Source organism: Andreprevotia chitinilytica DSM 18519 (assembly GCF_000711875.1).
In the GTDB taxonomy this organism is placed as follows: Bacteria; Pseudomonadota; Gammaproteobacteria; order Burkholderiales; family Chitinibacteraceae; genus Andreprevotia; species Andreprevotia chitinilytica.
On sequence record NZ_JONM01000008.1, the window covers coordinates 229,998 to 252,928 of the forward strand.

General features: G+C 61.7%; 7 protein-coding genes and 1 tRNA gene. 5 read left to right on the forward strand and 3 right to left on the reverse strand.

Translation table 11 applies throughout. The features are described from left to right. Positions 1–2 precede the first annotated feature (2 nt). Both BR41_RS12690 and BR41_RS12695 read right to left on the reverse strand, forming a co-directional pair. Positions 3–13,097, reverse strand: a complete 13,095-nt coding sequence (locus BR41_RS12690) for a non-ribosomal peptide synthetase (protein ID WP_051710857.1) — start codon at positions 13,095–13,097, stop codon at positions 3–5. Positions 13,098–13,602: 505 nt separating this feature from the next. Further along, positions 13,603–13,676: transfer RNA gene (locus tag BR41_RS12695), tRNA-Gly, on the reverse strand. Positions 13,677–13,918: 242 nt separating this feature from the next. On the opposite strand from BR41_RS12695, the gene BR41_RS12700 reads away from it, so the two are divergent. The 4 genes from BR41_RS12700 to BR41_RS12715 all read left to right on the forward strand — a co-directional run bounded on the left by BR41_RS12700 (position 13,919) and on the right by BR41_RS12715 (position 20,501). Next, positions 13,919–14,536, forward strand: a complete 618-nt coding sequence (locus BR41_RS12700; RefSeq protein WP_035057029.1) for a TetR/AcrR family transcriptional regulator — start codon at positions 13,919–13,921, stop codon at positions 14,534–14,536. A gap of 187 nt (positions 14,537–14,723) precedes the next feature. Further along, positions 14,724–15,923: an efflux RND transporter periplasmic adaptor subunit gene (locus BR41_RS12705; protein ID WP_035057032.1), complete on the forward strand. Its 1,200-nt coding sequence runs from the start codon at positions 14,724–14,726 to the stop codon at positions 15,921–15,923. A 30-nt stretch (positions 15,924–15,953) separates the two neighbouring features. Next, positions 15,954–19,094: an efflux RND transporter permease subunit gene (locus BR41_RS12710; RefSeq protein ID WP_035057035.1), complete on the forward strand. Its 3,141-nt coding sequence runs from the start codon at positions 15,954–15,956 to the stop codon at positions 19,092–19,094. A 12-nt stretch (positions 19,095–19,106) separates the two neighbouring features. Then, positions 19,107–20,501 (forward strand): efflux transporter outer membrane subunit, encoded by a 1,395-nt coding sequence (locus tag BR41_RS12715; protein ID WP_035057041.1) that lies wholly within the window; start codon positions 19,107–19,109, stop codon positions 20,499–20,501. A 196-nt stretch (positions 20,502–20,697) separates the two neighbouring features. Here the strand turns inward: BR41_RS12715 and BR41_RS24900 are convergent, their stop codons facing one another. Beyond that, complete coding sequence (locus BR41_RS24900; RefSeq protein ID WP_211251736.1) at positions 20,698–21,090, reverse strand: hypothetical protein; 393 nt, start codon at positions 21,088–21,090, stop codon at positions 20,698–20,700. A gap of 202 nt (positions 21,091–21,292) precedes the next feature. Between BR41_RS24900 and BR41_RS12725 the strand changes: the two genes are divergently transcribed. Continuing rightward, a partial coding sequence (locus BR41_RS12725; protein WP_245615880.1) for an IPT/TIG domain-containing protein occupies positions 21,293–22,931 on the forward strand: 1,639 nt, incomplete at its 3' end.

Below are 22,931 nucleotides of genomic sequence, written 5' to 3' on the forward strand. Positions count from 1 at the left end.
CCTTAGATTTCCTCTTGCTGATACGCATCGCTTGGCGGCGTATCGTCCGTGTTCCAGTTCAGCAGGCTGCGCAGGTCGTCGATGCGACGGCCCAGGCGTGCGATATCGGCGTCTTCGAACAAGGCGCGCAGAGGGATATCCACGCAGAAGCGCTCGCGAATCTTGATGACCACTTGCGTGGCCGAGAGCGAATGCCCGCCGAGTTCGAAGAAGTTGTCGTGAATGCCCACGCGCTCGAGCTTGAGCACCTCGGCCCAGATGTCGGCCAGTTGTGTTTCGACGTCATTGCGCGGCGCGACATGGTGGGTGGGATCGCTGCGCGTCGGTGCCGGCAGGGCCTTGCGATCCACCTTGTGGTTCGGCGTGAGCGGCAGTGCATCGAGGGCGATGAAGTAGGCCGGAATCATGTGATCCGGCAGGCTGCGCTGCAGCTGGCTGCGTAGTGCTGCGGTCTCTGGCAGCGACGTATCCACATGCGCCATCAGATAGGCGACCAGCTGTTTTTCACCGGCATCGTCTTCGCGGGCGAGCACGATGGCTTCGCGCACGGCGGGCAATGCCAGCAAGGCGGCTTCGATCTCGCCCGGCTCGATGCGGAAACCGCGCAGCTTGAGCTGATGATCATTGCGGCCGAGGTATTCCAGCGCGCCATTTGCCGACCAGCGTGCCAGATCGCCCGTCCTGTAGAGCCGTGCGCCGGGTTTCGCGTTGAACCGGTCGGCGATGAAGCGCTCGGCCGTCAGCGCCGGCCGGTTGAGGTAGCCCCGTGCCACGCCCTCGCCACCGATATACAGCTCACCGGCCACGCCTTGCGGCACTGGCAGTCCGTGCGTATCGAGGATGTACACCTGCGTATTGGCGAGCGGCTGGCCGATGTTCGGCTGCGGGTTGGCGGCGGATAGCCGCGCCGCAGTGCTATCGACCGTGCATTCGGTCGGGCCGTACACGTTGTAGAAAACCGTGCGCGGCGCGTTGGCGAGCCGTTGCCACAGCGCGGGGGAAATCGCATCGCCGCCGACCAGCACCATGCGGGGCTGATAGGCATCCGCACCGGCCAGCCCGGCCTGCATCAGGCCATCCAGCTGGACCGGCGTGCAGTCGAACAGATCAATGCGATGCGCGGTGAGGAAACGCCACATCGCTGCGCCATCGGCACGGATGTCCGCCGGAACGATCACCAGCCGATGCCCTGACAACAGTTGCAGCCAGCCTTGCACGGAGGCATCGAACGCCAGCGAGGCATTCAGCGCGACCGATACCGGCCGCCCCAGCGCGTGCAGGGCGCGTTGTTCGAGCGCCGTCCACAGATTGATCACCGAGCGTTGTTCGACCTCGACGCCCTTCGGCTGCCCGGTGGAGCCGGAGGTGTAGATCACATAGGCCAGATGATGGGCACTGGCGCGGGGTGTGGGGTTGCTGCGCGGATAGGCATCCAGCCCGGTTGGTTCATCAATGCAGATTGTTTCGACTGGCGAGGTCGGCAGCGTGCCGAGCAGGTGACGCTGGGTCAGCAACACCGCCGGTTTCGCATCGGCCAGCAGATAAGCCAGACGCTCTTGGGGGTAGCTCGGGTCGAGTGGCAGGTAAGCGCCTCCCGCCTTGAGGATGCCCAGCACGCCGACGAGCATATCGAGCGAGCGTTCCACGCAAAGGCCGACGAGCACGTCCGGCCCGACGCCGTGTGCCTGCAGGTAATGCGCCACTTGGTTGGCGCGGCGGTTGAGTTCGTCGTAGGTGAGTTGATCACCTTGGCAGACGACCGCCACGTTGTCCGGCGTGCTGGCGGCTTGTGCTTCGAACAGGCGTTGGAGCGTTTGGTCGGTCGGGTAATCCGCGGCGGTAGCGTTCCAGTCCGTCAGCAGCTGTTGCCGTTCTGCCGGCGGCAGGATGTCGAGGCGAGCGAGCGGGGCTTGTGGCGCGTTTTCCAGCTGATCCAGCACACGTTCGATGGCTGTGCGCAGGTAGCCCACAACGCTGGCTGGCTTTGCATCGGCGCTGCCGCGCACGGTGAAGCTGAAACCATCGCCCAGATCGTCGATGGCGACAGTGAGCGGATAGTTGGTGCGCTCGTCGAAATGCAGCACTTCCAAGCCTTCCCACGCGGGGCCGGCGAAGATCGATTCGGTGCGCTGGCTGTAGCGGTAATTCAGCAGAGAGGAAAACAGCGGGGCGGAGCCGGCTACGCCGCTGCAGCGCTGCGCTTGCACCAGCGACGCGTGTTCGTGCCGCATCAGTTGGGCGAGCTGCTCATGCGTGCCGCGCAAGCTGTCGTTGACGCCCGATGTGCCCACATCGACGCGGAACGGCAGCGTGTTGATGCACAGGCCCATGACGCGCTCGATGCTGTCGCCGCCTTGCAACCGGCCAAACAGCACCGTGCCGAACACCACGTTTTCCTGACCGGTGAGCCGCGCCAGCACCAGGCCCCAGGCCAGATGCATCAGGCTGGCGACGCTGACCTGCGCTGTTCGTGTCGCCTGATAGAGCCGTTGCGACAAGGTATTGGGCAACTCAAGGCGTACTTCCTCGGTCGCCGCGCCGTCGCTGTGCACATCGGTGATGCCGTACGGTGCGGTGGGTTCCTCGATCTGGCCGAGCATGGCCGTGAAGAAGGCTTCATGCGCTGCTTCGTCCACGCGATTGGTTTGCGCGACGAAGTTGCGGAACGGCACCGGCTCGGGGAGCTGGTCGCCTTGGCCGCTCAGGATGGTCTGGATTTCGGTGAACAGCAGATCGAGCGTGGTGTGGTCGCTGATCAGGTGGTGTTGCAGTAGGTGCAGCACCCAGTGGCCGCTCGTCGTGTCCTCGGCGATCAGCGCCTGCATCATCGGCGCGCGGCGGATATCCAGCCGGTAGTGCTTGGGGTCGTAATGGGCGTCCAGCTGGGCGGCGATAGCGCCATCGGCAGCGTTCAGTTGCACCGTTTCCACTGGTAGCACGGCTTGGCGCAGCACCACTTGCACTGGCTGATCGAGCTGTTGCCAACACAGTGCGGTGCGGAAGGTATCGTGACGGTCGATCACCGTTTGCAGTGCCGCCAGAAAGCGATCCAGCCGTGCGCGGTGATCAAAGCCGAACTGCACCTTGAGCAGATAGGCATCGCCGTCTTTTTCCAGCAGGTGGTGGAACAGCATGCCCTCCTGCAGTGGCGCGAGCGGATAGATGTCCTGGATATTGGCTGCGCCGCCCGGCACCGCAGCGACGATGGTCGCGATGGCCTCCGGCGTGAGGTCGATCAGCGGCAGCATGGCCGGCGTGATGGCCGTGCAGTTGGTCGGGATCAGGTTCGGCGGGATTTCGGCCAGCGCGGTTCCAATGTGGATTTTCGCAGCCAATGCAGCCACTGACGGGGCAGAGAACAAGGTGCCGACGTCACTGGCGAGGCCGGCTTGGCGCATGCGTTCAAGCAGCGAGACGGCGAGCAGCGAATGCCCGCCCAACTCGAAGAAGTTGTCGTGGATGCCGACCCGGTCCAACTTCAGCACTTCGGCCCAGAGGGCGGCGAGTTGGGCTTCAGTGGTGTTGCGCGGGGCGACGTAGCTGGTTTCGTCGCGGTTGCGGTCGGGGGCTGGCAGGGCTTTACGATCGACTTTGCCGTTGGGGGTGAGGGGTAACTGATCCAGCACGATGAAATGCGCCGGGATCATGTAGTCGGGCAGGCGTTGCAGCAGGGCTTCGCGCAACGTGGACACGTCGATTGCTTTGCCGACGGCATCGGTAACGAGATAGGCCACCAGACGCTTGTCGCCCGGCTCGTCTTCGCGGGCTAGTACCACCGCGTCCCGCACCGCGGGTAGGGCGGTCAGGCTGGCTTCGATCTCGCCCAGCTCGATGCGGAAGCCACGCAGTTTGACTTGCTGGTCGATGCGGCCGAGGTATTCGATCCGGCCATCCGGTAGATAGCGCGCCAGATCGCCGGAGCGGTACATGCGTTCGCCTGCTTCACCGTAGGGATTCGGCACGAAACGTTCTGCGGTCAGGTCGGGCCGGCCAAAGTAGCCACGGGCCAAGCCGATGCCGGCGACGTAGAGTTCTCCGGCCACACCAACCGGTACGGGTTGCAGCGCGTCATCCAATAGATAGACACGGGTATTGGCGATGGGGCGGCCAATCGGCGGGGTGGTGCTGTTGCCGTTGTCGCAACGCTGGATGGTGGCGCAGACGGTGGTTTCGGTTGGGCCATAGGCGTTGAAGAAGCGCCGTCCCGGTGCCCAGCTATCGACCAACGCTACCGGGCAGGCTTCGCCAGCGACGATGAGGGTGGTCAATGCGGGTAGCGTGGATGCATCCAGCCACGGCAAGGCCACTGGCGGCAGGGTAGCGACCTGAATCTCCAACTGCTGCAAGGTGGTTTGCAGCGCTTGCCCCGGAGTCAGATTGGCTTTGCTCGCGAGGCACAACGTTGCACCCGCACCCAGCGCCATGAAGATTTCGGATGTCGCGGCATCGAAGTTGAACGAGGCGAATTGCAGCACGCGTTGATTCGGTTGAACGCCAAAAGCGGCGATCTGCGCCAAAGCTAGATTGGTCAGGCCGGCATGGGACAACAGCGTGCCTTTGGGGCGTCCGGTCGAGCCCGAGGTGTAGATCACATAGGCCAGTTGTTGTGGCAACACGGACAACACCGGCCGTTGGGTGGAATAAGCATCGAACAAGGCTGCCAGCTCATCCAGGCAGCACAGATCGACTGACTGGCCAGCCAACACATGGCGATGCGCCGATTGTGTTAGCACCAACTGCGGTTTGGCATCGGCCAGCATGTAGGCCAGCCGTTCTGCTGGATAGTCCGGGTCGAGCGGCAGGTATGCGCCACCGGCTTTGAGCACCGCCAGCAGACCGATCACCAGATCGAGCGAGCGGTCCAGGCATAGCCCAACCAGTACGTCCGGGCCGATGCCTTGGCTGCGCAGGTAATGCGCGAGTTGATTGGCGCGAGCATCGAGTTCGCCGTAGCTCAGTTGCTGCCCTTCGAACACCAGCGCGATCTGGTCTGGCGTCTTGGCGGCATGCTGCTCGAACAACTGATGGATCGCTTGTTCGGCCGGATATGCCACGACAGTGTCGTTCCAATCCACCAACAACTGCCGCGATTCCTCCGCACTCAGCAGCGCCAAATCCGCAACCCGCCGTTCCGGCGCGGCAACGATCTGCCCAAGCAGCGTCGTGAAATGCCCCGCCATCCGCGCAATCGTCGCGGCATCGAACAGGTCGGTGTCGTATTCGAACAGCGCCTGCAAGGTGTCGCCGTCTTCCACCACGTTCAGCGTCAGATCGAAGCGGGCGATGTGACTGTCGATGGCGTAGGGCGCAAGGGTCAGGCCGGGCAGGGTGAGGTCGTAGGCGGGATTGTTTTGCAACACCAGCATGGCCTGGAACAGCGGTGCATGGCTGGTATGCCGCGCTGGGTTGATGCGTTCCACCACCTGTTCGAACGGGGCGTCCTGATGCTCGTAGGCGGCGAGGGTGTTGTCACGCACCTGGCCCAGCAGCGCTTCAAAGCTGAAATCGCCGTCGCAGTGCGTGCGCAGCACCAGCGTGTTCACGAAGAAACCGATCAGCCCTTCGGTTTCGCCACGATGGCGATTGGCAACCGGGGTGCCGAGGCAGATGTCTTGCTGACCGGCATAGCGGGAGAGCAACACGCTGAATGCGGCGGCGAGCGTCATGAACAAGGTGCTGTGCAGGTGCTGGCCCAGCGTACGAAGTTGGGCGAGTAGCTGGTCGTCCACGCTGAATGCGTGGCAGGCGCCGCGATGCCGTTGCACCAGCGGGCGTGGTCGATCCGTCGGCAAGGTGAGCTGTTCGGGCGCGCCGGCCAGTCGCTCGGCCCAGTAATCGAGTTGCGGGCGGAGCGCATCGCCCGCCAGATGCTGCCGTTGCCATGCGGCGAAGTCGGCGTATTGGATCGGCAGCGGCGACAGGGCGGGTTGCTGGCCGCGCACCAGCGCGCCATACGCATGCGCCAGTGCCTGCGTCAGCAGGCCCAGCGACCAGCCGTCCGCAACGATGTGGTGCAGGGTGGTGATGAGCAGATGTTCGTGTTCGCTCAGGCGAATCAGCCCGAGCCGCACCAGCGGGCCATGCGCCAGATTGAATGGCTGCTGGGTGATCCCTTGCGCCAGCTGGCGGGCGGTGTTTTCCCGCTCGGCGGGCGGCAGGGCGCTCAGGTCGGTCTTGCTCCAGTCGATGGTTCCAACTGCATCGATCACTTGCACCGGCCCATTGCCGTGCTGGACGAAACGCGTGCGCAACGCTTCGTGCCGTTCAACGATGGCGGCAAAGGCCTGCCGCAAGGCGTCTTCGTGCAGGCTGCCGATCAGGCGCAGCCCGGTGAAAATGCTGTAGAGCGCGTTGCCCGGCGCCAGCTGGTCGAGGAACCACAGCCGTTGCTGCGCGAACGAGAGCGGCAATGCGGCATCCCGCGATGTGGCGGCGATGACCGGGTTCTGCTGTTGGCGGCCGGTGGCGTCGATCTGCCGGGCCAAGGCGGCGATGGTTGGCAGATCGAACAAGCGGCGCAGCGGCAAATCCACCTGCATGCGATTGCGCAGCTTGGACATCACTTGCGTGGCGAGCAGGGAATGGCCGCCCAAGATGAAGAAATCGTCGTTGACGCCGATACGGTCGAGCTTGAGGACTTCGGCCCAGATGGCGGCGAGCAGCGTTTCGGTGGCGTTGCGCGGAGCGATGTAACCCTGTTGGCTGCTCGTGTTGCGATCCGGCGCGGGCAGTGCCTTGCGATCGACCTTGCCATTGGGCGTGAGCGGCAACTGATCGAGCACGACGAATTGCGCCGGCACCATGAAGTCGGGTAGGCCGTGCCGCAGTTGCTCGCGCAACGCTGTCGCATCGGGGGACTGCCCGGCATGCGGCACCAGATAGGCCACCAGTCGCTTGTCGCCGCCGTCTTCACGCGCCACCACGACCGCTTCGCGCACTGCGGGGATGACGGCCAGCGCGGCCTCGATTTCGCCCAGTTCGATGCGATAGCCGCGAATCTTCACTTGATGATCGATGCGGCCCAGATAGTCGATATTGCCGTCGGGCAGATAGCGCACCAGATCGCCGGTACGGTACATGCGTGCGCCGGGCTGCGGGCTGAACGGATCGGGGACGAAGCGTTCATCGGTCAGATCGGGCCGGTTCAGATAACCGCGTGCGACGCCGGCACCGCCGATATACAGCTCGCCGGCGATACCCTGCGGTGTCGGCAGACCATGCACATCGAGGATGTAGATTTGAGTGTTGTCGATCGGCCTGCCGATGCTGACGGCGCTGGCTTCGCCGGCTGAGGTAATGCGGCTTTGCGTCGACCAGATGGTGGTCTCGGTGGGGCCGTACAGGTTCCAGAGACTGCCGGTGCGGGCCAGCAGCCGCACCGCCAAATCTGCTGGCAGGGCTTCGCCACCGCATAGCGCCTTGAGGTCCGGCTTGCCGGCCCAGCCGGAATCCAGCAGCAGACGCCAGCCTGAGGGCGTGGCCTGCATCGCGGTCACGTCGTGTTCGGCAATGGTGCGGGCCAGCAGCTCGGCATCGGTATTGTGATGGCGCGTGCTCAGTACGATGCGTGCGCCCACGGTCAACGGCAGATACAGCTCAAGCCCGGCGATATCGAATGACAGGGTGGTGAGCGCCAACATCACGTCGTTGGCATCGAGCCCCGGCGCTTTGGCCATGCTGCCAAGGAAGTTGGCGACGGTGCCATGCTCGACCATCACGCCCTTGGGGCGGCCGGTGGAGCCGGAGGTGTAGATCACATAGGCCAGATGCTCCGGCCGAGCGCCGCCATCCACGGTGGTTTGCGGGTAAGTGGCGAGGGCGTCGGCGGTGCTGTCCGGGCAGAACGTGGGGACATCGTGCTCGGCCACGTCCAGCAGGTGTGGTTGGGTCAGCAGCAGTTTGGGCTTGGCGTCGGCCAGCATGTAGGCCAGCCGGTCTTGCGGGTAGGTGGGGTCGAGCGGGATATACGCACCACCCGCCTTCAGGATGCCAAGCAGAGCGACGATCATGCCCAGCGAGCGATCCATGCACAGGCCGACCAGTACGTCCGGGCCGACGCCTTGCGCTTGCAGGTAGTGCGCCAGTTGGTTGGCGCGGCGATCCAGCTCGCCATAGGTCAGCTGGTCTTGCTCGAAGATGACCGCTATGCGGTCGGGCGTTTGGGCGGCTTGCAGTTCGAACAAGCAATGAATCGTTTGCGCTTGCGGCACTGGGGCCGTGGTCGCATTCCAGGTGGCCAGCAATTGCTGCCGTTCCGCTGCCGGTAGCACCTCGGTGTGGGCAAGCGGTGCATCGGGCGTGTTGTCCAGCGCATCCAGCAACGATGCGATGGCCGTGCTCAGGTAGGCGCAGACCTCGTGTGGTTTGACAGCGGCGCTGCCTTGCACCATCAGGCCGAAGCCTTCGCCCAGATCATCGACGGTGAGCGTGAGTGGATAGTTGGTGCGCTCATCGAAATGCAGCACCGCCATGCCTTCCCAGCGCGAGGCGGCGAACACCGAGTCGGCACTCTGGCTGTAGCGGTAGTTCACCAGTGAGGAGAACGGTGGTGTGGACGCGGCCATGCCGCTGCAGCGTTGCGCTTCGGCCAGCGAGGCATGCTCGTGCTGCAGCAACTCGATCAGCAGCGCATGGGTGTTGCGCAGGCCATCGGCGACGCTTGCCGTACCGATCGCAACGCATACCGGCAGCGTGTTGATGCACTGGCCCATGATCCGGTCGGCACCCGCGCCGCCGTGCAGACGGCCGAATAGCACCGTGCCGAACACGGCATCGTCCCGCCCTGTCAGCCGCGCCAGCACCAGCCCCCAGGCCAGATGCAGCAAACTCGCTGCGCTGACCTGATGGGCACGCGTGTGGCGGCGGATTCGCTTTGCCAGCGCGATGGGCAGGACGTGATGGACTTCGTCGATATCCGTGCCGCCACTGTAGACGTCGACCACACCATACGGTGCGGTGGGTTCGTGGATATGGCCGAGCATGGCGGTGAAAAAGGCGCGATGCGCCGCGGCATCGACACCAAGCCGGGTCTGCGCGATGAAATTGCGGAACGGCGGCGCGGCTGGCAACTGGTCAGCTTGGCCTGCCAGAATGGCCTGCACCTCGATCGCCATGTATTCCAGCGTGGTGTGGTCGCAGATCAGGTGATGCAGCAGCAGGTGCAACACCCAGCGACCGCTTGTTCCATCTTCGGCGATCACGGCGTGCAGCATCGGTGCGCGATCCACTGGCAAGCGATAGTGGCGTGCGTCGTAGCGTTCATCCAACTGGCGGGCGGCAGCGCCTGCGGCGGCGTCGAGCTGGATTTTCTCGACCTCCAGCGTGGCTTGGCGCAACACGACTTGCACGGCCTGTTCCAGATGCTGCCAGAGCACGGCGGTGCGGAAGTTGTCGTGCCGGTCGATCACGGTTTGCAGCGCGTCGGTGAAGCGGTCGAGGCGGGCGCGGCTATCGAAGACGAACTGCTGCTTGATCAGATAGGTATCGCCGTCCTGATCCCCGTCCAGCTGATGGTGGAACAGGATGCCTTCCTGCAAGGCCCCCAACGGGTAGATGTCCTGAATGTTGGGCGCACCGCCCGGCACGGCGGCGACGACGGTGGCGATGGCGTTTGGCGTGAGAGTGATCAGCGGCAGCATGTCCGGCGTGATTGCCGTGCAGCCGGCCGGGATCAGGTTCGGCGGGACGTCGGCCTGCGTGGTTCCGGCGTGGATTTTTGCGGCCAATGCAGAAACCGATGGCGCAGAGAACAAGGTGCCGACGTCGCTAGCATGCCCGGCCTGCCGCATGCGTTCGACCAGCGAGACGGCCAGCAGCGAATGTCCGCCGAGTTCGAAGAAGTTGTCATGCACGCCGACGCGGTCGAGCTTGAATACGTCGGCCCAGATGGCGGCGAGCTGTGCTTCGGTGTCGTTGCGTGGGGCGATGTAGCTGGTGTTGTCGCGAGTGCGGTCGGGTGCGGGCAGGGCTTTGCGGTCGACTTTGCCGTTGGGGGTGAGCGGCAACTGATCCAGCACGATGAAGCGCGCCGGCACCATGTAGTCGGGCAGACGTTGTTGCAGGGCTTCACGAAGGCTTGCTGGTTCGAGAGTTTGGTTCGCATCGGCGACAAGATAGGCGACCAGGCGCTTATCCCCCGGCTCGTCTTCACGGGCCAGCACCACGGCATCCCGCACGATGGGCAAGGCAGTCAGGCAGGCTTCGATCTCGCCGAGTTCGATACGGAAGCCGCGCAGCTTCACTTGCTGGTCGATACGGCCGAGGTATTCGATCCGGCCATCCGGCAGGTAGCGCGCCAGATCGCCCGAGCGGTACATCCGTTCGCCATCTTGGCTGAAGGGATTGGGGACGAAGCGTTCGGCGGTCAGGTCTGGGCGACCTAGATAACCACGGGCCAGTCCTGCACCGGCGATGTACAGCTCACCCGCCACGCCGACCGGCACGGGCTCCAGATTCTCATCCAGCAGATACACCCGGGAATTGGCGATCGGACGGCCAATCGGTGAGGCATTGTGGGCTACGTCGCAATGCTGAACGGTGGTGCAGACGGTGATTTCCGTCGGGCCATAAGCATTGCAGAAGCGCCTTCCTGGCGCCCACTCCCGAACCAATGCCGCCGTGCAGGCATCGCCACCGACCACCAGAGTCCGTAAGCCTGTGAGGGCCGGCGCAGACAACAGCGGCAAGGCAACGGGCGGCAACACTGCCATCTCGATGGCTTGCCGCTGTAAGGTTGCCTGCAGCGTTTCACCCGGCACCAGATCGGCTTTGCTTGCCAAGCACAGCGTCGCACCCGCACCCAATGCGAGGAAGATTTCCCAGGTAGAAGCATCGAAGTTCAGCGAGGCGAATTGCAATACGCGCTGACCGGGACGGATATCGAAAGTGGCGATCTGCGCCGTGATCAGATTGCACAGCCCGACGTGCGACAGCAGTGTGCCCTTCGGCCGCCCCGTTGAGCCCGAGGTGTAGATCACATAGGCGAGGTGCTGCGGCAGGGCGTGGCTGGCCGGGCGGGTGATGGCGTGGCTGGCCAGTTGCTCCGCTGCTTCATCGACGCAGAACAGCGCAATGCCGTGCCCGGCGAGCACGTCGCGCCGATGGGCTTGCGTCAGCACCAGCCGGGGCTGGGCATCGGCCAGCATGTAGGCGATTCGCTCGGCCGGGTAATCGGGATCGAGCGGCAGGTAAGCCCCGCCGGCCTTGAGGATGGCCAGCAGGGCCACGATCATGTCGAACGAGCGCTCGATCGACACACCCACCAGCACGTCCGGGCCGACGCCCTGGCTGCGTAGGTAGTGCGCGAGTTGATTGGCGCGGGTGTCGAGGTCGCCGTAGCTCAGTTGGCGGTCTTCGAACACCAGTGCGATCTGATCGGGGGCCTGGGCTGCGTGTTGCTCGAACAACTGATGGATCACCTGATCCTGTGGATATGCGACAGCCGTGTCGTTCCATTCCACCAGTTGGCGCTGCCGGGCGGCTTCGTCCAGCAAGGGCAGGCTGGCGAGGGGCTGCGTGGTTTCTGTTGCCAGCTCGCGCAGCAAGACCTGCCACTGCGCCGCCATCACTGGCAAGTACGCCTCATCCAGCGCGCTCGCATCGTAAATCCAGCGGCAAGCGCTGCCATCCGCGGCGATCTGCAGCAGTAAGGTGCCACCGAGTTCGCTCAGGCGCGCTGCGCCATCGTGCCAGTGATCCGAATCGACAATTTCGACCAGCAAGGGCCAGCGCGGCTCGCCGGTAGTGCGGAGCTCCGGGTAGCGCTGGACGATGTCTCGTGTTGGCACACCGCGCTTTTGGAGCGTCGCCAACTGTTCCGCCATGCGCTGTCGGGCGGCGGCAAAACCGTGTTGCAGGTCGATGTCGCAACGCAGTGGCACGGCGGCGGCGAAGAAGGCTGCAATGCGTTGCTCGGCGTGGCGGGGCGAGATATGACCAAGATCGAAACTGGATAGCTGGGTAATACGCGCCAGATAGACCGCATAGGCGGCCAGGATGTCGTCGCTGCACCAGCCTGCCGGCAGGTCGAGATCGTATTGCCGCACATCACCCGCTGTCTCGGCGGCTTGCCGGGCGTAGGGCAAACGCAAGGGCTCGGCAGCCTGCAGCTGTGCCACCCAGAACGCCTCGTGCCGTACCGATTGCGCATGCAGTTGTGTCAGCAGCTCGGCTTCTTGCTGCGGCAGGCTGGGGAGGCGTTGTGCGGGTGAGTAGCCGAGTGCTGTCGCGGAGACTGATGCGCCGGCCAGCGTCGAGAAGGCAGCAAGGCGCAGGTCACGGGTGGCTGTGGCTACGACGAGTGAGGTATCTGATGTTGCAATCACCGTGCCGGGCGACTGGTCGGATACTGTATCGAGCACATCCACGCTGCCTACGGTCACGAAGCCATCGAGCGTCGCGATCTTCGCCGTGCCCAGCGGATTGCGGTACGGCCCGAAGTCCAGCGCACGCACCAGCGCGGACGCTTGCTCGGCCGGCCGATCAAAACGCAAGCAGGCCCCCGCCTCAGGCCGGCGCTCGTTGGCGAAAAATGTACGCGCGCGCAAATCCTGCGGTTGCGGGGTGACCTTGTCCTCAGCCAGTTCATGGATCAGCGTTTCAAAGGCGCTCAGCGCCGCGTCATAACATTTGGCGTTGATCGACAGCGCGGTTTCGTCCGGCGCGAGGTCGAACCACGCTTGTTGCATCAAGTCGCCCGCGTCGACTTTTTCATGCATGAGGTGCCAGCTGATGGCATGGCGGGTTTCGCCGTGGATCAGCGCCCACGAGCTGGCATGGGTGCCGGCGTAGCGGGGCAGCGGCGCATCGTGATAGTTGATGGCAAAACCAACCGGCGCGGCCAGGAGCGCGGACGGCAGGATGGCCGGATTGACGATGCTGAAGAGATGATCGAAAGGTTGTCCGCCCAGCAGCGCAAGCAGCTCGGCCGGCGAGGCGGTGAACGGAATCTGCCGGGCGGCGGCCCACTGCTGCAGCCGCTCATCCCGTGAGACCACGCCAACGATCGTGTGGCCGCTCGCCAGAAGCCGCTCTGCGCAAGCCTCGGGCAGCGTCGTTTCACCAATCAGAACGCAGCGGAAGGCTTTTTTCGATGTCATGGAACTGTTCCAACCAATGTTCGCTGCGTATCGCTGGCTGCCAGATTCGACCAAGCTTTCGCAAGAACCTCTAGGCTCTTCTTTTGGGGCGGATGCAAAGTGGCTGTGCCCTTACTGGTCTAGCCCCCTTAGCAGCTCGGCATTCTGACATAAGGGAATAGACTTATTGCTTCGGATTTGTAATTGGTATGCATGAATACAACAGAGAGGCATTGGTGTTGTGTAAAACGGCCGGTTGCCTATCCGACAGGTGGGGGAATCTTTCGCGCTTTGACAGCGATACGGGTCGCCAGCGTGTTGCCAGATAGGGCGCGCTGCGTATTAGGTGAATATCAGCTGAAAGGCCGCGCGTAGTTCTTGGAGGTTGCGCCAGGCAAAGCGCGGAGGGCGGGCAAAGGGCGGGGGAGGTAATTGATCGCGGCTGTGGGCGGCAGGAATGCCGGGGGAAGCCGCAAAATGAAAAGCGCCCGGTGCCATCGAGGGCCGCGAGCGCTGTTCTTGAATCTGGAGCGGGCGACGGGAATCGAACCCGTGTTCCGAGCTTGGGAAGCTAGTGTCTTACCATTAGACGACGCCCGCAGAGGCCGCGATTCTAGCTTGCTGGCCGGCGAAACTGCAAGTCTGGATGTTGTGAGGTCTTGGGCTGGCCGAGGTTTGGGGCGAGGCGGCAGATTTGCTAATCGATCGTAAGTCAGGTGCCAATAAGTATTTGCCTTGGAAGCTTGCTGCTCACATTTGGATTTGTACGATATTGACTAGACTGTACAGTCCAAAATAGACTCTGTACTCATGAGTCTAAATCTGTGTCCTGTTCCCTTCCTATGATTCCCAGCCCCCCGCCCAGCCCGACCGGCAACGAAAACGTCGACCGTGTTCTGGAAGCCGCCCGGCAATTGTTTTGCGAGGTCGGTTTTCGCGCCAGCATCGATAAGGTGGCCGAGCGTGCCGGCGTGGCACGCCAGACCGTTTACAACCATTTCGAATCCAAGGCCGATCTGTTTCGGGCTGTCATGCAGCGGGTTTGCGCTGACCTGCACGCGTCGCTACAGGCTCGGGATGGTTCGCTACGGGAGCAGCTGGTCGATTTCAGCGTGAAATTTCGCGCGCATATCCTGACCCCGGAATCGGTCAACGCGCACCGGATGATCGTGAGCGAAGCGCCGCGGTTCCCGGATTTGTCGCTGGATTTTCTGGAGAACGGCCCGACGCGTACCCGGCGTCAACTGGCCGATTTGCTCAAGCATGAAATGGATGCCGGCCGCCTGCTGGCGGCTGATCCGCTCGAAGCGGCGGAAATGCTGATTGAAACGGTCGTCGGCTTCGATCACACCCGCCTGTTGTTTGGCGGAGATCCGCCGGATGCTTCGAAGGAGCAGGGCAAGGTGGAGCGCATTGTCGATGTGTTCCTGCGTGCCTATGCCTTGCCCCCAACGTCATGACGCTGCGATGCCCATGAACTGAGTGCATTTGATACGTGTCTACAGAAATCATGCGCCATATAGAACGATTGTTCTATAATGACTGCAAAATACCGTTGTACTGATCAAATTCTTTCCCCGTTTAGTTATTTTGCTGAACTATTGCTGAATAAGTTTACAAATCAATATTGATCCTCAGGAGCTCACGATGCACAAATCCCATCTCCGCAATGCAGTGCTGCTTGCAAGCCTTGCCATGGCACTGGCTGCCTGCGGCAAGGACGGCGGCACGGCCCAAATGGCCGGCGGTGGCCAGATGCCACCGCCAGAAGTCGGCGTGGTGACATTGGCTGAACAAGTCGTGCCGATCATCAGCGAATTGCCAGGTCGCACCTCCCCTTTCCGGATCGCTGAAGTCCGTCCACAAGTGAATGGCATTGTCCTCAAGCGTCTCTATACCGAAGGCAGCGACGTGAAGGCTGGCCAGCAGCTTTATCAGATCGACCCAGCCACCTATCAAGCCGCCCTCGAAAGCGCTCAGGCTTCGTTTGCCAAGGCACAAGCCAACGTGACAAGCGCAAAGCTGAAAGAAGAGCGCTACAAGGCGTTGCTGGACATCAAGGGTGTGAGCAAGCAGGAATACGACGATGCCAATGCCGCCTTGCTGCAAGGCCAGGCCGATGTGGCTTCGGCCAAGGCCGCTGTCGAATCGGCACGCATCAACCTGACTTACACCCGCGTGCTGTCGCCGATTTCTGGCCGCATCGGCAAATCGACCGTGACGGAAGGTGCGCTCGTGACCGCCAACCAAGCCGCTGCACTGACGACCGTGCAACAGCTGGACCCGATTTACGTCGACATCGCGCAATCGAGCACTGATCTGTTGCGCCTGAAACGTGACTTCGAAAGCGGTCGCCTGTCGCGCGCCGGTCAAGGCCAGGCCAAGGTCAACATCGTGCTGGAAGATGGCAGCAAGTACGCGCAACCGGGCGCATTGCAGTTTGCCGATGTGACCGTGGACCCGACTAGCGGCGCGGTGAATTTGCGCGCCGTGGTGCCGAATCCGAAGGGTGAATTGCTGCCGGGCGTATTCGTTCGCGCGCGTCTGGAAGAGGGCGTGAACAACAAGGCGCTGCTGGTGCCGCAGCAAGGCGTGACGCGTGATGCGCAAGGCAATGCGGTCGCGATGGTGATCGGCGCTGAGGGCAAGGTCGAGGTCCGCATCCTCAAGGCCCAGCAATCGCTTGGCGACAAATGGCTGGTCAGTGACGGTCTGAAAGCCGGCGACAAGGTCATCGTGGAAGGGCTGCAGAAAGTGCGTCCGGGTTCACCGGCCAAGCCGGTGGAAGCTTCGGCAGTTGTCGCCGCTGCCGCTCTGAAAGCCGAATCCGCCAGCCACGCCAAGTAACGCCCACGCAAATATTAGGGAGCTTGCCTCATGGCAAAGTATTTTATTGATCGCCCGATTTTCGCTTGGGTGATCGCCATCATCATCATGGTGGCGGGGTCGCTCGCGATCGTCGGCTTGCCGATCTCGCAGTACCCGAATATTGCACCGCCTTCGGTAGCGATTACCGCTACCTATCCAGGTGCATCCGCCAAGACGGTGGAAGACAGCGTGACCCAGGTCATCGAACAAAAGATGAAGGGGATCGACCACCTGCGCTACATGTCGTCCAACAGCGACTCCGCCGGTAACGTCAACATCACGCTGACTTTCGATGCCGGTACCAACCCGGATACCGCTCAGGTTCAAGTGCAAAACAAGCTGGCGCTGGCGACCCCGCTGTTGCCGCAGGAAGTGCAGCAGCTGGGCGTACTGGTTTCCAAGGCCACCAAGAACTTCATGATGGTCGTCGGTTTTGTGTCCGACGACGGCAAGATGACCGGTGCCGACTTGGGCGACTATGTGGCCGCCAACGTGCTCGACCCGCTCAGCCGTACGCCTGGCGTGGGTGACGTGACACTGTTCGGCTCGCAATACGCGATGCGGATTTGGCTCGACCCCAGCAAGCTGAACAACTTCCAACTGATGACCAGCGATGTCAGCGCGGCGATCAAATCGCAGAACGTGCAGGTGTCGTCCGGTCAGTTGGGTGGCTTGCCGGCAGTGCCGAATCAGCAGTTGAATGCGACCATTACCTCGCAATCCCGTCTGCAAACCACTGAGCAGTTCGGCAACATCCTGCTCAAGGTGAATACCGACGGCTCGCAAGTGCGCTTGAAAGACGTCGCGCGTCTTGAACTGGGTGGCGAAAGTTATCAAGTCCTGGCGCGTTACAACGGCAAGCCGGCCGCCGGTGTTGCCATCAAGCTGGCAACCGGTGCCAATGCGCTGGATACCGCCAATGCCGTACGCAAGACCATTGATGGTTTGGCGAAGTATTTCCCGCCTTCGATGAAAGCGGTCTATCCGTACGACACCACGCCGTTCGTGAAGATTTCGATCGAGGAAGTCGTCAAGACCCTGCTCGAAGCCATCGTGCTGGTGTTCCTGGTGATGTATCTGTTCTTGCAAAGCTTCCGTGCCACGCTGATCCCGACGATCGCCGTGCCGGTGGTGTTGTTGGGTACGTTCGGTTTGTTGTCGGTGTTCGGTTTCTCGATCAATACGCTGACCGCATTTGCAATGGTGCTGGCGATCGGTTTGCTGGTCGATGATGCGATCGTGGTGGTCGAGAACGTCGAGCGGGTGATGGCGGAAGAGGGCTTGTCGCCTCGCGATGCCTCGCGCAAATCGATGGGCCAGATCACCGGCGCCCTGGTGGGGATCGTGGTGGTGCTGTCGGCGGTGTTCATCCCGATGGCGTTCTTCGGTGGCTCGACCGGTGTGATTTATCGCCAGTTCTCGATCACCATCGTGTCCGCCATGGTCTTGTCGCTGCTGGTGGCTCTGGTGCTGACACCAGCGCTGTGCGCGACTTTGCTCAAGCCGATCCCGAAAGGGCATCACGACGAAAAGCGCGGTTTCTTTGGTTGGTTCAACCGCACGTTCGAGCGCTCCAGCAATGGCTATCAAAGCATGGTGGGCAAGATCCTCGGCAAGACCTTCCGCTACATGGTGCTGTACGGCTTGATCATCGCGATCATGGCCTTCCTGTTCGTGCGCTTGCCCAAGTCCTTCCTGCCGGATGAAGACCAGGGGATCATGTTTGCCCAGGCGCAACTGCCGACTGGTGCGACGCAAGAGCGCACGCTTGCCGTCCTCAAGAAAATGGAAGACCACTTCCTGAACAATGAAAAAGAGAACGTCAATTCTCTGTTCACGGTGGCCGGCTTCAACTTCAGCGGTAACGGCCAGAACACCGGCATGGCGTTCGTGATGCTCAAGGACTGGGGCCAACGGCAACGTCCGGACCAGCACGTTGGTGCGATTGCCGGCCGTGCCATGGGGGCCTTCATGCAGATCAAGGACGCGATGGTGTTTGCGTTCGCGCCACCGGCGGTGCTGGAACTGGGTAACGCAACCGGTTTCGACTTCCAGCTGCAGGATCGCTCAGGCCTTGGCCACGAGAAGTTGATCCAGGCGCGTAACCAGCTGCTGGGCATGGCATCGAAGAACCCGAATCTGGTCGCAGTTCGCCCGAACGGGATGGAAGATACGCCGCAGTACCAGATCGATATCGACCGGGAAAAAGCGCGTGCCTTGGGCTTGTCGCTGTCCGACATCAACGACACCTTGTCCACGGCCTGGGGCTCGTCCTACGTGAACGACTTCCTCGACAAGGGCCGTATCAAGAAGGTGTATCTGCAAGCTGATGCGCCGTTCCGTATGTCGCCGGAAGACGTCAACCGCTGGTATGTGCGTAACAACCAGGGCCAGATGGTGCCGTTCTCCAGTTTTGCATCCGCGCATTGGTCCTATGGTCCTGCACGTCTTGAGCGTTACAACGGTCTGGCATCGGTGGAAATTCTCGGCGCACCGGCACCGGGCAAGAGTACTGGCGATGCGATGAAGGCGATGGAAGACATGGCGAAGCAGCTGCCGGAAGGCATCGGCTACGAGTGGACTGGTTTGTCTTATGAAGAGCGGATGTCCGGCTCGCAAGCGCCGCTGCTGTATGCCATCTCGATGCTCGTCGTGTTCCTGTGCCTGGCCGCCTTGTATGAAAGCTGGTCGATTCCGTTCTCGGTCATTCTGGTCGTGCCGCTGGGGGTGATTGGCGCGCTGATCGCAGCATCGTTGCGCGGCCTGAATAACGACGTGTACTTCCAGGTGGGCTTGTTGCTGACGGTGGGTCTATCGGCGAAGAACGCGATCTTGATCGTCGAATTTGCCAAGGAGCTGCAAGAGCATGGCAAGGGCGTGGTTGAGGCAACGTTGGATGCGGTGCGGATGCGTCTGCGGCCGATCTTGATGACGTCACTGGCCTTCGTATTGAGCGTGGTGCCGCTGGTGATCAGCAACGGCGCAGGTTCTGGCAGCCAACACGCGATCGGTACTGGCGTGATGGGCGGCATGATCTCCGCCACGGTGCTGGCGATCTTCCTGGTGCCGGTGTTCTTCGTGGTGATCCGCAAGTGGTTCCCGCCGAAGATCAAAGCATCCGTCGATTCGACCGCCGAAGACCATCGCTAAGGAGAGAAGAACATGCTTAAACCAATGATTCTGGCGATGGCGGTGGCCCTATCAGGCTGCGCCGTCATCGGCCCGAACTACGAGCGACCGGCTAGCCCGGCGTCGGGCATAATCGGTCGCGGTGATGCTGCCACCGTGGCTGTGCCGAGCTGGGATGTCTATTTCAGCGACCCGACGCTCAACGCGCTGATCAAGCGCGCGCTCGATAACAACCGCGATCTGCGGGTTGCGGTAGCCAATATCGAAGTGGCTCGTGCCCAATACGGCATCACCAATGCTGACCGCCTGCCGACCTTGTCGGTGGGGGGCAGTGCAACCATCAACCACGTGCCGGCATCGTTGTCGTCAACGGGGCAATCGATGACATCGCGTCGTTATGACGCGAACGTTGCTCTGGCTTCATTCGAGCTGGATTTCTGGGGCCGCGTAGCGCGTTTGTCCGAATCGGCCAAGGCAAGCTATCTCGCGACCGAAGAAGCGCAGCGTACGGCTAAGCTTTCCTTGATTGCGGAAGTCGCCAACAGCTACTACAACCTGCTCGCGCTGAACGAAGAAGCTGATTTCGCCCGCAAAACGGCCAAGACGCGTGAGGACTACGCCAAGGTCATCGGCCGCAAGGTCGATATCGGTTCGGCTAATCGCCTGGATCAACTGCAGGCGGAAAACTCGCTCGATAGCGCTTTGTCGGATTCGGCGTCTCTATCCCGCCAGGCTGAAACCGCCCGCACTGCACTCGGGTTGCTGGTCGGTGATAACGGCCCGCTGCCGATGGCGAGCGGCAAAGGTGTGGCTGCCTTGCCCTTGCCGCAACGGCTGCCGCAAGGCTTGTCGTCCGATGTACTGCTGGATCGCCCGGACGTTCGTCAGGCCGAGCAACAGTTGATCGCGGCCAATGCCAATGTCGGTGCGGCACGCGCTGCGTTCTTCCCCAAAATCACCTTGGTGGGGAGTGCCGGTGTTGCCAGCGATAGCCTGGGCGACCTGTTCAAGGGCGACCGTGGTGCCTGGAGCTTCCTGCCGTCGATCACACTGCCGATCTTCGACTTTGGTCGCACCAAGTCGAACCTCGATCTTGCCTCTGCACGCAAGAACGTAGCGGTGGCGCAGTACGAGAAGGCAGTGCAGCAGGCGTTCAAGGACACCGCTGACGTGTTGTCCGATCAGCGCTGGCTGGCTGAACAACTAACCGTGCAGGAGCGTCTGGCGCAGCATCAGGAAGAGCGCCTCAAACTTGCTCGTGCCCGTTACGATGTTGGCGTGATCGGTTATCTGGATGTGCTGGATGCCGAGCGTGACAGCTACAACGCCCAGCAATCCCTGATCGAAACCCGTCGTGCACGCCTCGCCAATTCGGCAACGGCGTACAAGGTATTGGGCGGGGCGGATCAGGCGACGACGGCGCAATAAGGTTCGTCAGCACAGCAGCTTCCGTAGCAAAAGAGCCCGGCGATCGCCGGGCTCTTTCTATTTGGTTTTCGTCATTTCCACCGTGCTACCCGCAGGTAACGCAAATCCCTCCAGGGGAGCTCACAAACGTACTGGGGCTCTTCCGCGAAGATATGTGGCAGCAACGCCACATTATGCAGATGATCATTGCGCATACTTATTCTCTTCGCGGAGAATGCGCCGGCCCTGACACATTCCTTTCGCATGTATTTGTCGGCGAGCAACCACTTTCGTAAATGCGCCCGATGATCCAGGCGCGTCCCCAGAACCATTCCACGTCGTCGGCGTGGAAGCCATTAACGGTGCGGCGTGTTTTTGATACCGCCAGCAACGCCAGTACGCACGAGTGAAATAATTCAGTGAAATCGCGACAATTCGGCCGCACGACGCTTGCGGCACTTTGCTTTGGCTTATTGGCTACTGTTCCGGCGTATTTGGCGTTGACCAATGCAACGCCAGTTGCGATGGCCGCAACAGTGCCGACACCTACGCCAACACCCGTTGCAACGCCTGCCCCTATCTCGCCAGCCGCGTTAATGGCAATACTCAACATAGTTCTGGATGACGGGCCGACCGGCCCCACGCCGGTGCCGACCCCAACGCCAGTACCCACCCCGGCGCCTACCCCCGTCCCAACGCCGGCGCCTACACCCGTCCCAACGTCAGTGCCGATTCCGGCGTCTTCTGGCCCGATTACCTATGTATATGACGATACCGGCAAGCTAACCCAAGCCATTTCCGGTAATGGCGATTTGGCCACCTATACCTACGACGATGCCGGGAATCTGCTATCAGTTGGCAAAGGCTCGACCGCAACGACGTTGACTGTCGGCGACTTCTCGCCCAATCAGGCTCCAATTGGCGCTACGGTTACCTTGAATGGCACTGGCTTTTCACCAACAGCAGCTTCGAACACGGTCAAATTCAACGGTGTTGCTGCAACAGTCACCTCTGCCAGCGTGAATCAACTGGTAGTCAATGTGCCTGCAGGCGCTTCGACTGGCCCGGTTTCAATTCAGAACGCCAACGGCATCGTGGCGACATCGCAACCCTTTACGGTGGGCAACAGTCTCGTGCCTACCATTACCAGCTTCTCGCCGTTGTATGGCGCAGTGGGCAGCGCCATCACGATCAATGGCACGGGCTTCCAGACACCATCGAGTGCAAACAGCGTCACGGTTGGTCGAAGCAACACCAATATCACCTCCGCGACCGCATCTGCATTAGTGGTGCCGGTGCCCAATGTCGCGGCAACTGGCCCTATCACCGTGCAAACCCCGTATGGCCAGGCAATCAGCAGCGACGTGTTTGTGGTTGTGCCTGCGGCATTTAATCCGGCCTTGGTGGGCGCAACCGGTAAATTGGCCGTCGATGGTGCTGTTACGTCGATCTCATTGCCGGTGGCAAATACGATTGCGCTATTGACCTTCAACGGGCAGGCCGGTCAATTGCTTGATTTGGCGGTAACTAATCTCAGCTTCGCCAATGCCACATTGACGGTGCTGAAACCGGATGGCTCGTCACTCGCAACCGGAGCAGCATCCGCCAACGGTGCATTGCAATTGCCGGTGCTGCCACAGAGCGGCACATACACGGTCATCGTTAATCCGTCTGCCAATACCGGCAGTATTGGCCTGCAACTCTTCGGGCCGTTACAGGCTGGCGTATTGGCATCAGGTGGTACAGCGACCAACGTCGCCATCAATCCGGTTGGCCGTCGCACGATTCTGACCTTCGCCGGGGCTGCGGGTAGCAATGTTGATCTATCAATTACCAACAACACGCTTTCGTCGGGCACGGTCAGCGTGCTTGATCCGAATGGGCATGTTGTTATTTCAACGGCTGTTTCGGCTGCTACGGCAAAACTTAGCCCGACGTTGCCAATGGCGGGTACATATCAAGTACTGATTAATCCGGCTGGTGCTGTTGGTGGCGGGATGAGCCTTGCATTGGCACCGACGCAGGTGGCAACTTTAGCTGTGGACGGTGCTGCGGTGTCGCAGCAGTTCACTTCTACGACGCCGAGCGTTCAGCTTACTTTCAGTGGGGCTGCCGGTCAGCAGCTCAACCTCACAGTTTCGGGTTCCGGGACGCCCAGCTCGTTCAACTTGAACGGGACATTGCCGCTGACGATCAAGAACCCGGACGGTTCGGTGTTGGTGAGTACGACGGCAACAGCAAGTTGCTTAACGACGACGAATACATACGGCACTTACACGAACTGCTCGCTCTCCGGCAACGTCAACCTGCCGGCCTTGCCGGCCAGTGGCACCTATACGGCGCTGCTGCAACAGCCGAGTACGGGTGGTAGCGGCGCCGTCACATTCCAACTCAGCACGCCCGCAGCAGGCACAGCGCAAGTGGATGGAGCCGCGACGTCGATCAACATGG

Excerpts from the sequence above, each read along its gene's own strand:
- BR41_RS12690 (WP_051710857.1), bottom strand. The coding sequence starts at position 13,097 with ATGACATCGAAAAAAGCCTTCCGCTGCGTTCTGATTGGTGAAACGACG.
- BR41_RS12710 (WP_035057035.1), top strand. The coding sequence starts at position 15,954 with ATGGCAAAGTATTTTATTGATCGCCCGATTTTCGCTTGGGTGATCGCC.
- BR41_RS12705 (WP_035057032.1), top strand. The coding sequence starts at position 14,724 with ATGCACAAATCCCATCTCCGCAATGCAGTGCTGCTTGCAAGCCTTGCC.
- BR41_RS12715 (WP_035057041.1), top strand. The coding sequence starts at position 19,107 with ATGCTTAAACCAATGATTCTGGCGATGGCGGTGGCCCTATCAGGCTGC.
- BR41_RS12700 (WP_035057029.1), top strand. The coding sequence starts at position 13,919 with ATGATTCCCAGCCCCCCGCCCAGCCCGACCGGCAACGAAAACGTCGAC.